This is a genomic window from Plantactinospora sp. B6F1, assembly GCF_040120695.1.
Lineage (GTDB): Bacteria > Actinomycetota > Actinomycetes > Mycobacteriales > Micromonosporaceae > Plantactinospora.
On sequence record NZ_JBEEAC010000003.1, the window covers coordinates 142756 to 156019 of the forward strand.

Below are 13264 nucleotides of genomic sequence, written 5' to 3' on the forward strand. Positions count from 1 at the left end.
ACGAGCCGCTGTGCAACTCGCCGCGCCGGGCTTACCGGCCGGCGGGCGGTCCGCTGCTCTCCCGGCGGACCAGCTCCGCGGCGACGTGTTCGATCTGTGGGGTGTTCAGCGGCTCGGGAGGTTGCAGCGCGAGGGTCATGGCCCGGGCTCCCATGTCGGCGAGGGGCAGCCGGATCGTGGTGAGCGCGGGCGTCACGTCCCGGGCGATCGGCATGTCGTCGAAGCCGACCACGCTGATCTGGCCCGGTACGTCGATGTTCCGGGATCTCAGCTGCGCGAGGACGCCGATCGCCATCGAGTCGTTCAGCGCGACGATGGCGGTGACCTCGGGGTGGGTCTCCAGCAGCGTGGCGGTGGCGGTGACACCGCCCGAGCGGTCGAAGTCGGCGTAGACGATCTGCCGTGCGGTGAGCTTCTGGCCGTGTTCCCGGGCGGCCCGGCGCAGCCCGGCGAGCCGGTCGGTGGTGGTGGTCAGGCGTCGGGGCCCGGCGACGACCCCGATCCGGGTGTGCCCGAGGCCGTACAGTTCGGCGCCGATCAGGTGCCCGCCGGACTCGTTGGCCGGGATGACCGCGTGTCCGCTGTGCTCGTGCCGGCCGATCACCGCGACGTGCCCACCGGTGGACTGGTAGACCCGCAGCTTGGCGTCGAGGGTGTTGGTGAACTGCTCGTCGTGGTAACCGGAGCCGGCCAGGATGATCGCGGCCGCCTGGTTGGCCCGGAGCAGCTCGACGTACTCCAGTTCCTTGTCCGGGTCCCGGTAGGTGTTGCAGATGATGACCAGCCGGCCGTGCTCGGTGGCCACCCGTTGCAGCCCTCGGGTGATCTCCGAGAAGTACGGGTCGGAGACGTCGTGCACGATCACGCCGACCGCGCTGCGATGGCTACGGGCGAGCTGCTGGGCGTGCGCGTTCGGGACGTACTGCAGTTCCTCGACCGCCGCCAGCACCCGCTCGCGCAGCGCGTCGGTCACCGGCTTGGGACTGCCGTTGATGATCCTCGACGCGGTGGCGGGTGACACGCCGGCCCGCCGTGCGACATCCGCCAGAGTGGCCATCGACTGCGTCCTTCCCCGACCGCCCGGTGGCCGGTTGCAGGTGAGAATAGCGCGGCGCGACCCGGGAGATTCGCGGCCGTCGAGGGGCGGGGTGACCCGGGCGGCTGAAGATCACCGGCGGGCCGGCAGGCTCTTGCCCGAATCGGAAAGGAGTCGGTAGCGTAATCCGGGAAAGCGCTTACCGACGTACGGCGTGCTCCACCGCGACCATCGCGCGCCAGGACGACCCCACCGCACCACGTACCCCCGCGCGCTCGACGAGTGGCACCCGCGGATCAGCCAGCCTTGAGGAGGCGACGTACATGGGCCGCACCACGATCGGCATCGTGCTCAACGGCGTGACCGGCCGGATGGGCTACCGGCAGCACCTGGTCCGGTCACTGCTCGCCATCCGGGAGCAGGGCGGGCTGGCACTGTCCGACGGTCGCCGGCTCTGGCCGGAACCGATCCTGGTCGGCCGCAGTGAGATCAAGCTCCAGGAGATCGCCCAGCGGCACGGGCTCACCGAGTGGAGCACCGACCTGCCCGCCGCGCTGGCCCGTCCGGACGTGCAGGTCTACTTCGACGCGCAGGTCACCGCCCAGCGGGAGAAGGCGCTGAGGCTGGCGATCGAGGCCGGCAAGCACATCTACACCGAGAAGCCGACCGCCGAGGACCTCTCCGGGGCGATCGAGCTGGCCCGGCTCGCCGACGCCGCCGGGATCAAGCACGGCGTCGTGCAGGACAAGCTCTTCCTGCCCGGCCTGCGCAAGCTCGACCGCCTGGTCAAGGGCGGCTTCTTCGGTCGCATCCTCTCGGTGCGCGGCGAGTTCGGCTACTGGGTCTTCGAGGGCGACTGGCAGCCGGCCCAGCGGCCGTCCTGGAACTACCGGGCTGCCGACGGCGGCGGCATCACCGTCGACATGTTCCCGCACTGGCACTACGTGCTGGAACAGATCTTCGGCCGGGTCGCGGCGGTGACCGCGCACGTCACCACGCACATCCCGCAGCGCTGGGACGAGACCGGCGAGCGCTACGACGCCACCGCCGACGACGCCGCGTACGGCATCTTCGAGATCGAGCGGCCCGGACAGTCCGGCCGGATCGTGGCCCAGATCAACTCCTCCTGGTCCGTCCGGGTCTATCGGGACGAACTGGTCGAGTTCCAGGTCGACGGCACCGAGGGCAGTGCGGTGGCCGGGCTGCGCAACTGCCGGATCCAGCATCGTGGCTCCACGCCCAAGCCGGTGTGGAATCCGGACCTGCCGGCGACCGAGGACTTCCGGTCACAGTGGCAGGTCGTACCGGACAACGAGGAGTTCGACAACGGCTTCAAGGCGCAGTGGGAGCTGTTCCTCCGGCACGTCGTCGCCGACGAGCCGTACAGCTGGGACCTGTGGGCGGGCGCCCGGGGCGTGCAGCTTGCCGAGCTGGGACTCGCCTCCGCCCGGGACGGCCGGCGCATCGAGATCCCGGCCCTCGACGGCGAACCCACCAAATGAGCGCGGTCCCGGCGCGGTTCTCGTTCAACCAGGCCACCGCCAAGTACTGGCCGATCCCGGAGCTGGTCGACGGCTGCCTGGCGGTCGGGGTGACCCAGGTCGGGCTCTGGCGGGAGGAGACCCTCGCACACGGCCTGGAGAAGACCGCCACGCTGATGCGCGAGTCCGGGCTCGCGGTCACCTCGCTGTGCCGGGGTGGTTTCTTCCAGACCCCCGACTGGTACGACGAGAACCGCCGCGCGATCGACGAGGCCGCCACCCTCGGGGCGCCGGTACTGGTGCTGGTCTCCGGCGGCCTGCCGGACGGCAGCCGGGACCTGGACGCGGCCCGCGCGCACGTCGGCGAGGCGATCGGCGAGTTGGTGTCGCACGCCCGCGCCGCCGGGGTACGGCTGGCGATCGAGCCGCTGCACCCGATGTACTGCTCCGACCGCTGCGTCGTGTCCAGCCTCGGGCAGGCGCTGGACCTGGCCGCGCCGCATCCCGCCGAGACGGTCGGGGTGGTGGTGGACACCTACCACCTCTGGTGGGACGACCGGGTCTGGGCGCAGATCGTCCGGGCCGGCCGGGAGGAGCGGATCGCCTGCTTCCAGGTCGCCGACTGGGTCACCCCGCTGCCCGAGGGGGTGCTGCTCGGCCGGGCGCTGCCGGGCGACGGCCGCGTGGAACTGCGCCGGTTCCGGGAGGCGGTGGACGCCGCCGGCTACCGGGGGCCGATCGAGGTCGAGGTCTTCAACGCCGAGGTGTGGGCCCGGCCCGGCCCGGAGATCCTCGACCGCACGCTGGCGGGTTATCTCGCCCACGTGGATTAGTCGGCACCGTCGCGCCGGAGGAGACTGGTGGCATGGACCAGCCCACCTTCGTGTACGACGGCGACTGCGCCTTCTGCACCACCTGCGCCGAGTTCATCGGGCGGCGGATCCCGACCGGGGCCAGGGTGCTGCCCTGGCAGTTCGCCGACCTCGACGCGCTCGGGCTGACCGCCGCGCAGTGCGAGGAGGCGGTCTGGTGGGTCGGCACCGACGGCGTACGCGCGGCCGGGCCGGACGCGATCGCTCGGCTGCTCGGCGCGAGCCGCCCCGGCTGGCGGCTGCTCGGCGCCGGCCTTCGACTGTCCCCGGTACGCCTGCTCGCCTGGCCGGCGTACCGCTGGGTTGCCCGCAACCGGCACCGGCTGCCGGGCGGTACGGCGGCCTGCTCGCTGCCGCAGGCGACCCGGGACCGGCTCTACGGCGCGGCCGGCGAGGGCGCGGCCGGTGGCTCCGTCGGGAGCGGTTCGGCGTCCTGACCGTGCAGGTGGGCGCCGGCCCGGTGGTCACCGTCACCGCGTTGGACACCTCGGCGGACGAGCCGGCGCAGCCGTTCGACCGGGCGTAGCCGCTCCAGCGGCAGGAAGCTGGTCATCGCCACCAGGTGCGGGGCGAACGAGATCGTGATGGTGGCGATGGTGACCAGGTGGAACGAGTAGAAGAACCCGACCACGGCCTGCCGCCAGCGCGGTGACACCACGAACACCAGCGGGCTGAGCAGCTCGAACGCGATGATCCCGAACTGTGCCGCGATCAGCAGGTACGGCACCTGGGCGATCAGGTCGGCCAGCTCGGTGCCGCGCCGGATGATCGCCCGGGCCAGTACCGAGCCGGTCATCCACTCCAGCCCGCCGAACCGGAGCTTCGCCCAGGCGGCGAGGAAGTAGGTGCAGACCACCGCGATCTGGGTGACCCGCAGCGCCCAGCCGGCCGCCTCGCTTTCGGTGCGGTCCCCGTGCCGGGCCCGGCCCACCGTCGGCAGCACGGCGAGCGCCACCAGGAAGGCGAACCGGTCGTGGTCCACCTTCCCGTAGCTCATCGCGATGACCATCCACTCGAAATAGAGCGCGAAGACGGCCCAGCCGAGTGCCCGGGGCGCCCGCCCGGTCGCGGCGGCGAGCGCGAGCAGCAGCAGCGCCCAGAAGATGAGGTTGACCAGCGGCGGGGTCGGGGTGGGCAACGGGAGCAGCCGGCCCACGAAGAGCGGCTGGTACAACTCGCCGGGGATGCTGGCCTTGTCGCGGATCCAGGGGGTGAAGACCAGCAGGTCCGCGGCGACGAAGAGGTAGACCAGGGTACGGAAGGCGGCCACCCGGCCCCGGGGGACCGGCTCGGTCAGCCAGCCCGACACGGCGGCGCCGATCCGTCGCGACGTGTTCACGGGGCCGCCTGCCACCGGACCACCGTCTCGTCGACGGCGTTGCCGGTCGGCCGGCCGTCGGTGACGCCGTGCCAACGGATCACGATGCGTACCTCGACGATCGGAGGTGCGTCCGGGTGCCGTTGCGCGTACGCGTCGGCGACCCGGCGCAGCAGGGTGGGGTCGGCCTCGTACCGGCCCTGCTGGCCCTCGATCTCGGCACGGCGGATGCCGGTGCTCTGCTCGCCGAGCCCGACCACCGCGCCCGTGGCGTCGACCCCCTCGATCCGGGTGTCCGGGGCGGGGTCGTCCGGCGGGTTGGAGCCGGCGTACATCCGGAAGGGGCCGAACGGGAAGTGGTCGTCCTGGCCCCAGAGGGTGCCGGCGAGCAGCACCGCGCCGGCCAGCAGGGTGAGGCCCACCCGGATGTTCCGGCTCCGCCTCGGCAACGCGTCCATCGGTTCGAGACCTTACGCGCTGGCCGCAAGTCCCGGGACCGTCGGTTCGGCCGCCCAGGCGCCGACGGGTCACGGGGACGGCTCCGGCCGGACACCCGGTTCGGTGTCCGGCCGGAGAGCGGTCGTGCTACGTGATGCTCGTCGAGGAAGGCTCAGTGGCTGTGTTCGGCGAGCTGCTTGCGTACGTCGTCCATGTCCAGCGCCTGCACCTGCTCGATCAGCGACTCCAGCGCCGACTCCGGCAGGGCACCCGGCTGGGCGAAGACGATCACGCCGTCCCGGATCGCCATGATCGTGGGGATGGACCGGATGTCGAACTTGGCGGCGATCTCCTGCTGCGCCTCGGTGTCCACCTTGCCGAAGACGATCTCCTGGTGCTTCTCCGAGGAGCGCTCGTAGACCGGAGCGAACCGCTTACACGGGCCGCACCAGTCCGCCCAGAAGTCCACCAGCACGATGCCCGGTTGTTCGGTCACCTCGTCGAAGTTGGCTGTGGTCAGCTCAACGGTCGCCATTGATCACTCCGATCACCGCAATTTGGCCTACGACTGGGAAACCCACCCGGCCCTCTCAGAATTCCCCGGTGGGGCGGATCGAAACGGTCCTCGTGCGGCGGCTCACGTTCCGCTTCGGGCATCGACACCTATTGGTTGGCCGGCTGCCCGCGGAGTGAAACAAGGTTGACACAGTCTAGTTACCGACAGTTATGGGAGCGTTTCCAAGCCTTCCGCTGGCCACTCCGGGTGTGATCCGGAAACCTGCCGGTTGGCAAGCGGAAACAGGTGACATAACGGATACCCGGGCGAGCGGATCTGCTCACGTTCCGTAACATTACAAAAAGGTAACTGTGACCCCCATCTCGTGTCGGACTCTTCTGTCGACCGGGTCGGGTCGGGCAGAATCTTCCCCATCAGAGCGTGGGCGGCGGGTGCCGGGGAGGGCCCCGCCGCTCATTGCGTCCGGGGTCGGTTTCGCCACCCGGCGCCACCCGGCAAACGCTTCCGGATTCCAGATTTCGACCCATGACGCGGCCGTGCTCGCCGCGCGGAACGCCAACATCGCCGGCCTAGGTTCCGTGCCCGGACCATATGGCCGGTCGCGTGACGGCAGGGCCGACACCGGTACCACCACTTTTCGGGTGGAACCGGGCCTTCTGCCTATCGGCGGCTTATGCTGGCCCGGGAGGCGCCATGAGTCACACCGGATCTCCGGACTCGCCCGGTGCCACGCACGGTGCCTGGCGAGCCACCATCACCGGCTACCCGCCCGACGACTGGCAGCTGCTCGTCCGGCTACCCGGCCGGGTGATCGTCGCGGCCTCGTCGGCTCGGCCGGACAACCCGGTCCGGGCGGTCACCGAGGGACTGGCGGGCCTGGACGGGATCGCCGCCGGGCGGTCGTTCGACAGCGAACTGGTCCGGGCGGTGGTCGCCGCCATCTACGCGGAGTCCGACGACGGCCACTCCGGGCCGGTTCGTACCGGGCAGCCCGACGATGGGCTCGCCGATCTGCTCCGGTCCTGCCGGGCCGCGGTCGAGACACTGGCCCGGCACGCCGATCCGGCCGACTCGGCCGCCTACCGGCAGTGGGTGCAGTCGGTCGCGGCCCGGGTCTGCCGGGCGGCCGGTACCGACGGCCGGCCCCGACCGTTCGGCGATCCGGTGGATCCGGACCAGCGCCGGGTACTGGACCAGCTCGGCGAGGCGCTGGGACTGCGCTCCACCGGCTGACCGCCGGTGCGTACCCTCGGCAACCGTGGAGGGTGTCGAGGTCGAGCCGGCGGTCGTCGAGGTCGAGCCGGAGGTCGGAGTCGGGCCGTGGCCGGGCGAGCCGCCCACCGATCCCCGGTACGACCCGGAACTGCTGCGCCACGGCGACCGGCGCAACGTCGTCGACGGGTACCGCTACTGGCGGCGGGAGGCGATCGTCGCCGACCTGGACCTGCGCCGGCACGACTTCCACGTGGCGATCGAGAACTGGCAGCACGACTTCAACATCGGCACCGTGGTCCGGAACGCCAACGCCTTCCTCGCCGCCGAGGTGCACGTGGTGGGGCGACGGCGGTGGAACCGGCGGGGTGCGATGGTGACCGACCGCTACCAGCACGTCCGGCACCACGAGACGATCGAGGCGTTCCTGGCCTGGTGTCGCGGCACCGACCTGCCGGTGATCGGCATCGACAACCTGCCCGGGTCCCGGCCGCTGGAGAGCGCGGTGCTGCCGCGCCGCTGCGTACTGCTGTTCGGTCAGGAGGGTCCGGGGCTCTCCGAGCCTGCCCGGCTCGCCTGCCCGGCGGTCTACTCCATCGCCCAGTACGGCTCGACCCGGTCGATCAACGCCGGAGTGGCCAGCGGGATCGCCATGCATGCCTGGATCCGCGCCTACGGCGCCCAGCCGCCGGACAGTCCCGGCTGACCTGGGCGGAGGCGTCCCGACCGTACGCGGAACGACCGAAAAGGCCGGTTCGCCTTGACTCGGCGCACCGGTGCGGGGACTGTAGTTCTCGTGGGTGTCGCGGTCAGCTGTCCACGGTGCGGCGGTCCGGTCCGACCACCGGACCTGATGCACACTGCCTGGCGGTGTCAGGACTGCGGTCCGGTCGCCCCGCTGCACGTCGCGGAGCACATCGGGCCGGAGATCGTCGCCAGCGCCGTCGACCACATCGTCGAGCAGCGCGGCTCCGCAGAGCTGTCGGGCGCCTCGGGCGCGCGGGCCGGCTCCCCGATGCCGCTCTGGTGCCCCTGGCCGCTCCCGCAGGGCTGGATGATGACCGGGGTCGGCTGGGCCGGTGACGATCGTGGCGGCGTACGCGCGACCGTGGTGGCCTGCACCGGGCCGGAGCCGCTCGGCGGCGGCCCCGCCGACCTGGTGCTGGTCGCCGAGGAGCCCGGCGTCGGCCTGGGCACCCGGCTGGCCGGCGCCACCGGCGTCGACCCGGGGCCGCAACTCGCCGAGGCGCTGACCGAGCCCGGCCCAGGGTCCGCCGGAAGGGTCGCGCACGCCAAGATCCGGGCCGGCGGGCACCCGACTCCACTTTGGTCGGTCAAATCTCCGACAGACCGGAGTGCCTACGCCGGTGAAGCTCGGGGGATCTGGCTCTATGCGATAGCCTGGCCGGCGAGTGCGGGTTACCTCCTCGCGGAAGACGTCGAACTGCACGACCTGACCGAGTGGACACCCCCCGAGCTCGTGTACGGTGCTCCGTCCCCCTACCTGCACGGGAGGGTCTGATATGGCCAGCCAGGCTGGGGCGGAGGGCGTATGTGGATTATTTCCCACAGGACACCCGACTGATACTCTGGGTTTTGCCGGGGTTCGCAACCCGGTGCCGCACGGAGGGATGGCCCGCCATGGTTAAAAAGGTCCTCACCTGGGGCGGTATCGCCTTCCTGGTTTTCTTCATCGCCTACCAGCCCTCCTCCGCCGCCGACGTCTTCAAGTCGCTCGGCGGCAGCCTGCTGGACGTTGCCCAGGGCTTCGGCGACTTCTTCACCGACCTCGTCGCTTAACCGTCCATGGGCAATCCGTCGGGTGAACCCCCCGAGCCCGAGGACGACGACGAACGCCGACGGCGCGATCGGGACACCGAGCCGATCCCCCGGGTCCAACCCGACGACGGGCCGGCGTTCGGCACCGGCCCGGGCTACTCCGACGGGCCCTCCTATTCGGACGGGCCTGCCTACGCGGACGACATCGGCTACGGCGAGGGCCGGGCCGGCACCCGGGGTTGGGTCCGGGATCCGGACCAGGGCCCGGAGATCTCCGAGGAGGAACTCGCCGGCCTCCGGGTCGACGCCTCGGGGATGCCGCTGGGCCCGCGCCGGGTCCTGCCGCTGGAGGACGAGCCGACCTCGCTGGTGGCCCGCTACCTCTTCCCGACCGAGCGCTACCGGGGCGAGTGGAAGCGGCACAAGATCTACCTCGCCACCCCGCTGCTCGTCGGGCTGCTCGCCACCTTCGTGCTCGGCTACCTCTCCGGCTTTCTCGCCGGCCAGGAGGTCGGCGCACTGACCACCGTCGCGGTGCTGATCTGGCTCGGCATCATGGGCTGGGTCGCCTGGAGGGTGGCGGACTGGTATTTCGACCGGTTCATCCTGACCAACAAGCGGGTGATGGTGGTCAACGGGATCATCACCCGCCAGGTCGCGATGATGCCGCTGCTGCGGGTCACCGACATGAAATACGAGCAGTCCCCGCTCGGCCGCGCCCTCAACTACGGCACCTTCGTACTGGAGTCGGCCGGTCAGGAACAGGCGCTCCGGGAGATCAAGTATCTTCCCAACCCCAACGAGCTCTACCTGCGCGTCGTCGAGGAGATGTACGAGCCGCAGGCGGTCGAGGCCCGGCTGGGCAAGGAGGCCGAGGAGGCCAGTGCCGACGACGGCGCCTGACGCCCGGCCCGGCATCTCCTGCCCGAACATCGGGCTGACTCGCACCTTTCCGCCGTAGACCTGCGGGTACGGCTTGTGGCAGCCTTTCCAATTGGCACCGGCGGGGGGAGGCGGCAGTGGCGCCGAAGCACTCGGTGGACGAGGAGTTCCGCGAGTTCGTCGCGGCCCGCTCGGCGGCCCTGCTGCGTACGGCGTACCTGTTGGCCGGGGACTGGGCGACCGCCGAGGACCTGTTGCAGACCGCGTTGACCAAGACGTACCTGGCCTGGAAGCGGCTCGGTGAGATCGAGGCGGTCGAGCCGTACGCCCGAAGAGTCCTGATCAACACGGCAACCAGCTGGTGGCGGCGGCGCTGGCACGGCGAGCGCCCCACCGAGGTGCTGCCCGAGCGACCCGCACCGGACCAGATCGAGGAGCAGCTCGAACGCGACCGGTTGTGGCGACACGTCCGTACCCTGCCGGTTCGGCAGCGGGCCGTGCTGGTGCTCCGGTTCTACGAGGATCTTTCCGAGGCACAGACGGCCGCTCTGCTCGACATCTCGCCCGGCACGGTGAAGAGCCAGACCTCCCGGGCCCTCGCCACGCTCCGGCGCCGGCTCGGCGGCGAGGCCGGTAGCGGGGCGCCGCAGGGCGAGGAGGGGCTGGCCTCGGCACCCGTCGCGGAGGCCGGCGCCGACGGTGGTCGCTTCGCACCCGCCCAGCAGGCGTTCGGCCAACCTCCTGGCACCCTGCCGGAGCTGCCCAGACCGCGCCAGGTCGGCGCCCGGCGGCCGGCCGCGCTGGCGGTGCCGGCCCCGCCCGTTCCGGCGGTCGGAGCGGAAGCGTGACGGCCGTGCTGGAAGATGCGCTGCGCGACATGTTCGCCGCCCAGGTCGAGACACCGCCGGTGGCCGACGACCCGGCCGGCACCGTGATCCGGCGGGGCCGGGTCAGCCGCCGGCGCCGGGCCGTCGGCTCGCTGGTCGCGGTCGCGGCCGCGCTGGTGCTGGTCACCGCCGGCGCCGCATCGCTCGGCCGCTGGCTGCCACACCGGCCGTCGGCCGGGACCGCCGCCGGCTTCGACGTGGACTCGCTCGCCGAGGTGACGGTCGGGCCGGTGGAGCCGCCGACCCCCGGCCGGGACACCAGGGTCGGGCTCGACATCCGCAGCGGTGCACAGCTCTGGACCACCGACGGCCGGCGGCTGAGCCTGGCCGGCGTCGGCGAGGTGACCCGGATCTACCGGGTGCCCGGCGGCTGGGTGTACGCCGGGGCCAAGCAGGTCAGGTTCCTCCGACCCGACGGCACCTCGGTGGCGCTCAGCGGCGAGAACGACCGGTGGGCGTTGAGCACCGACGGCGACCGGTTGGCCTTCCAGCTCGACACGACGCTGTACCTCGCCCGGGTCGGCGCGACCGGGCTCGCCCTGATGGGCGACGTCGAGGTGCCGGCCGGCACCTGGCCGGTCGCGGTCACCGCCGACCGGGTGGTGGTCTCCGACGGATCCCGCGGCTACGGCCTCGTCGACCTGGCCGGGCGGGGTCGGACGTCGCCCCGCAACGCCGACGTGACCGCGATCTACGGTGTACGCGGCGACGGCCTGATCGGGCTGGTCCGAGCGGCGAACGGCACCGGACGCTGCCTGGCCAGGCTTGCCACGACCAACGGGAAACTGCAACCGGTACGTACCGGCGGGTGCGGGTTCGGCCTGGGCTCCGAGGTGTCCGACGGCGCGCTCGCCCCGGGCGGCCGCTGGCTCGCCGAGCGGCGCGGTGCCGAGGTCGTGCTCGTCGACGTCGACCGGGCACTGGACGGCGGGCGGACCACGCTCTCCTGCCCGGCCGCCGGTGCCGGGCCGCCGGTCTGGGCCGACGACCGGACGGTGGTCACCGGAGGGGACGGCGAGCAGGTCGTCCGCTGCCGTACCGACGGCACCGAGGAGACCGTACCGCTGCCCGACGGCGTGTCGCAGGACTGGCAGCTCGTGCCGACGCTGACCGCATTGGCCGGCGGCCGGTAACCTCGGCCCGGTGACGTCCCGCCAGCCCGAGGCGCCCGACACCGGTCGCCGGCTCCGGATCGACCTGCATGCCCACTCGACCGCCAGCGACGGCACCTACACCCCCGAGGAACTCGTCCGAGCCGCCCGGGCGACCGGACTCGACGTGCTGGCCATCACCGACCACGACACCACCGGAGGCTGGGAGCGGGCCGCCGCCGCCCGGCCGCCGGGACTCGCCCTGGTCCGGGGCGCCGAACTCTCCTGCCGCTGGTACGGCACCGAGCCGCCGATCCCGCTGCACCTGCTCGGCTACCTCTTCGACCCGGAGTCGCCGGAGTTGGCCGCCGAACTGGCCCGGGTTCGCGCCGCCCGGGAGGTACGGGCCGAACGCATCGTCAAGCTGCTGCGGGCCGACGGCATCGACGTCGACTGGGCGGAGATCCGGGCCGCTGCCGGCGGCGGCACGGTGGGCCGGCCGCACATCGCGCGGGCGCTGATCCGGGCCGGCCTGGTGGCGACGACCGCCGAGGCGTTCACCCCGAACTGGCTCGGCGAGCGCTACCGACTGCCCAAGGACGACATCGAGGTGTTCCGGGCGGTCCGGCTGGTGCGGCAGGCCGGCGGGGTGCCGGTGATGGCACATCCGCGGGCGACCCGCCGGGGACGGATCGTGCCCGACTCGCTGATCGTCGAGCTGGCCGCGGCCGGGCTCGCCGGGCTGGAGGCGGAGCACGAGGACCACTCCCCGGCCGAACGGGATGCCGTACGGGCCCTCGCCGCCGAGCTGGGACTGCTGGTCACCGGCTCCTCCGACTTCCACGGCGCGCACAAGACCGTGCGGCTCGGCGCGCACACCACCGAGGTCGGGGCGTACCAGCGGATCCTTGCCGCGGCCACCGGGGTCGGCGTACTCACCGACCCGGACTGACCTCGGCCGCCCCCTCCCGGCGCCCGGCTAACGTGATCACGTGAACATGAAGCTGCTCGGCGAGGTCCTGCTGACCCTGCTGGTGATCACAGACCCGCCGGGCATGGTGCCGATCTTCCTCGCCCTGACCGGCCAGATGCCGGCCCGGGACCGGGTGCGCGCCGCGTGGCAGGCGGTGGCGCTCGCCCTGGGGGTGATCGTCGTGTTCGCGGTCGCCGGCCAGACCCTGCTGGACTACCTGCACATCGACCTACCGGCGTTGCAGGGCGCCGGTGGACTGCTGTTGCTGCTGGTCGCGCTGGAGTTGCTCACCGGAAAGACCGACGACCCCGGCCAACAGAGCACCTCCAACATCGCGCTGGTGCCCCTCGGTACGCCCCTGCTGGCCGGTCCCGGCGCGATCGTCGCCACCATGCTCTTCGTGCAGCGGGCCGAGGGTACGGCGGATTACCTGGCGATCGCGGTCGGCATCGTCGCGGTGATGGTCGCGGTCTGGCTCATTCTGCGCTTCTCCGGGATCGTGGTCCGGGTGCTCCGACCGGCCGGGATCGAGGTGCTGACCCGGATCGCCGGGCTGCTGCTCGCCGCGATCGCGGTGCAGTTGATCGCCGACGCGGTCGCCGCCTTCGTCACCGCACACCTCGGTACCTCCTGACCGGCCCTTCCCGCTGCTCTGCCCGTCCGGACGCCCGCCCTCCCCGATGCTCGCAGCTTTCCCGATGCCGCCGTTCCCGGTGGGGCCTCTTCGGCTCGTGGTCCGGCGGCGCCGGAGTGTCGGACCGGCATGGCAGGATCGGGG

The 13264-nt window shown here is 72.1% G+C and carries 16 protein-coding genes; 12 read left to right on the forward strand and 4 right to left on the reverse strand.

Translation table 11 applies throughout. The features are described 5' to 3' along the window. Positions 1-31: 31 nt before the first annotated feature. On the reverse strand, positions 32-1057 hold the full coding sequence (locus ABNF97_RS06275; RefSeq protein ID WP_349337925.1) for a LacI family DNA-binding transcriptional regulator: 1026 nt from the start codon (positions 1055-1057) through the stop codon (positions 32-34). Between the two features lie 302 nt (positions 1058-1359). Here ABNF97_RS06275 and ABNF97_RS06280 point away from each other — a divergent pair, with 302 nt between their 5' ends. Genes ABNF97_RS06280 through ABNF97_RS06290 form a run of 3 tightly spaced genes read left to right on the forward strand, consistent with a single transcriptional unit; the run spans position 1360 to position 3826 of the window. Next, on the forward strand, positions 1360-2538 hold the full coding sequence (locus tag ABNF97_RS06280) for a Gfo/Idh/MocA family protein (RefSeq protein ID WP_349337926.1): 1179 nt from the start codon (positions 1360-1362) through the stop codon (positions 2536-2538). Beyond that, the gene (locus tag ABNF97_RS06285; RefSeq protein WP_349337927.1) at positions 2535-3350 is read left to right on the forward strand and encodes a sugar phosphate isomerase/epimerase family protein; all 816 of its coding nucleotides are present in this window, start codon (positions 2535-2537) and stop codon (positions 3348-3350) included. Before ABNF97_RS06280 ends, ABNF97_RS06285 begins: the two co-directional genes overlap by 4 nt. A 32-nt stretch (positions 3351-3382) precedes the next feature. Continuing rightward, positions 3383-3826, forward strand: a complete 444-nt coding sequence (locus ABNF97_RS06290; RefSeq protein WP_349337928.1) for a thiol-disulfide oxidoreductase DCC family protein — start codon at positions 3383-3385, stop codon at positions 3824-3826. Here ABNF97_RS06290 and ABNF97_RS06295 read toward each other — a convergent pair. The 3 genes from ABNF97_RS06295 to trxA all read right to left on the reverse strand — a co-directional run bounded on the left by ABNF97_RS06295 (position 3766) and on the right by trxA (position 5680). Next, positions 3766-4728: an MFS transporter permease gene (locus ABNF97_RS06295; protein ID WP_349337929.1), complete on the reverse strand. Its 963-nt coding sequence runs from the start codon at positions 4726-4728 to the stop codon at positions 3766-3768. The genes ABNF97_RS06290 and ABNF97_RS06295 overlap by 61 nt on opposite strands. Further along, on the reverse strand, positions 4725-5165 hold the full coding sequence (locus ABNF97_RS06300) for a hypothetical protein (protein WP_130465105.1): 441 nt from the start codon (positions 5163-5165) through the stop codon (positions 4725-4727). The genes ABNF97_RS06295 and ABNF97_RS06300 overlap by 4 nt, the downstream gene beginning before the upstream one ends. Before the next feature lie 152 nt (positions 5166-5317). Beyond that, positions 5318-5680, reverse strand: coding sequence for a thioredoxin (trxA, locus tag ABNF97_RS06305; protein WP_107257700.1), 363 nt, complete (start codon positions 5678-5680; stop codon positions 5318-5320). A gap of 675 nt (positions 5681-6355) precedes the next feature. On the opposite strand from trxA, the gene ABNF97_RS06310 reads away from it, so the two are divergent. The 9 genes from ABNF97_RS06310 (at position 6356) to ABNF97_RS06350 (ending at position 13120) form a co-directional block, all read left to right on the forward strand. Further along, positions 6356-6895 carry a hypothetical protein gene (locus ABNF97_RS06310; protein ID WP_130465104.1) on the forward strand — a complete coding sequence of 180 codons (540 nt, stop codon included), beginning with the start codon at positions 6356-6358 and terminating at the stop codon, positions 6893-6895. A 25-nt stretch (positions 6896-6920) separates the two neighbouring features. After that, a complete protein-coding gene (locus ABNF97_RS06315) occupies positions 6921-7580 on the forward strand; it encodes a TrmH family RNA methyltransferase (RefSeq protein ID WP_130465103.1) in 660 nt (219 codons plus the stop codon). Between the two features lie 90 nt (positions 7581-7670). Continuing rightward, positions 7671-8396: a DUF6758 family protein gene (locus tag ABNF97_RS06320; RefSeq protein ID WP_349337930.1), complete on the forward strand. Its 726-nt coding sequence runs from the start codon at positions 7671-7673 to the stop codon at positions 8394-8396. Positions 8397-8515: 119 nt separating this feature from the next. Then, entirely contained in the window at positions 8516-8674 is a 159-nt protein-coding gene (locus ABNF97_RS06325) for a hypothetical protein (RefSeq protein ID WP_165436875.1), read from the forward strand. 6 nt (positions 8675-8680) lie between these two features. Beyond that, positions 8681-9556 carry a PH domain-containing protein gene (locus tag ABNF97_RS06330; RefSeq protein WP_130465101.1) on the forward strand — a complete coding sequence of 292 codons (876 nt, stop codon included), beginning with the start codon at positions 8681-8683 and terminating at the stop codon, positions 9554-9556. 116 nt (positions 9557-9672) lie between these two features. Then, positions 9673-10383, forward strand: coding sequence for a SigE family RNA polymerase sigma factor (locus tag ABNF97_RS06335; protein WP_130465100.1), 711 nt, complete (start codon positions 9673-9675; stop codon positions 10381-10383). Beyond that, the gene (locus tag ABNF97_RS06340; RefSeq protein WP_349337931.1) at positions 10380-11555 is read left to right on the forward strand and encodes a hypothetical protein; all 1176 of its coding nucleotides are present in this window, start codon (positions 10380-10382) and stop codon (positions 11553-11555) included. The genes ABNF97_RS06335 and ABNF97_RS06340 overlap by 4 nt, the downstream gene beginning before the upstream one ends. A gap of 10 nt (positions 11556-11565) precedes the next feature. Continuing rightward, positions 11566-12465, forward strand: a complete 900-nt coding sequence (locus tag ABNF97_RS06345; protein ID WP_349337932.1) for a PHP domain-containing protein — start codon at positions 11566-11568, stop codon at positions 12463-12465. 40 nt (positions 12466-12505) lie between these two features. Beyond that, a complete protein-coding gene (locus tag ABNF97_RS06350) occupies positions 12506-13120 on the forward strand; it encodes a MarC family protein (RefSeq protein WP_349337933.1) in 615 nt (204 codons plus the stop codon). The last annotated feature ends 144 nt before the right edge of the window (positions 13121-13264 follow it).

Bases quoted from the DNA above. Each gene is read 5' to 3' on its own strand.
- ABNF97_RS06290 (WP_349337928.1), top strand. From the start codon at position 3,383: ATGGACCAGCCCACCTTCGTGTACGACGGCGACTGCGCCTTCTGCACC.
- ABNF97_RS06300 (WP_130465105.1), bottom strand. From the start codon at position 5,165: ATGGACGCGTTGCCGAGGCGGAGCCGGAACATCCGGGTGGGCCTCACC.
- ABNF97_RS06330 (WP_130465101.1), top strand. From the start codon at position 8,681: ATGGGCAATCCGTCGGGTGAACCCCCCGAGCCCGAGGACGACGACGAA.
- ABNF97_RS06280 (WP_349337926.1), top strand. From the start codon at position 1,360: ATGGGCCGCACCACGATCGGCATCGTGCTCAACGGCGTGACCGGCCGG.
- ABNF97_RS06275 (WP_349337925.1), bottom strand. From the start codon at position 1,057: ATGGCCACTCTGGCGGATGTCGCACGGCGGGCCGGCGTGTCACCCGCC.
- trxA (WP_107257700.1), bottom strand. From the start codon at position 5,680: ATGGCGACCGTTGAGCTGACCACAGCCAACTTCGACGAGGTGACCGAA.
- ABNF97_RS06325 (WP_165436875.1), top strand. From the start codon at position 8,516: ATGGTTAAAAAGGTCCTCACCTGGGGCGGTATCGCCTTCCTGGTTTTC.
- ABNF97_RS06310 (WP_130465104.1), top strand. From the start codon at position 6,356: ATGAGTCACACCGGATCTCCGGACTCGCCCGGTGCCACGCACGGTGCC.
- ABNF97_RS06285 (WP_349337927.1), top strand. From the start codon at position 2,535: ATGAGCGCGGTCCCGGCGCGGTTCTCGTTCAACCAGGCCACCGCCAAG.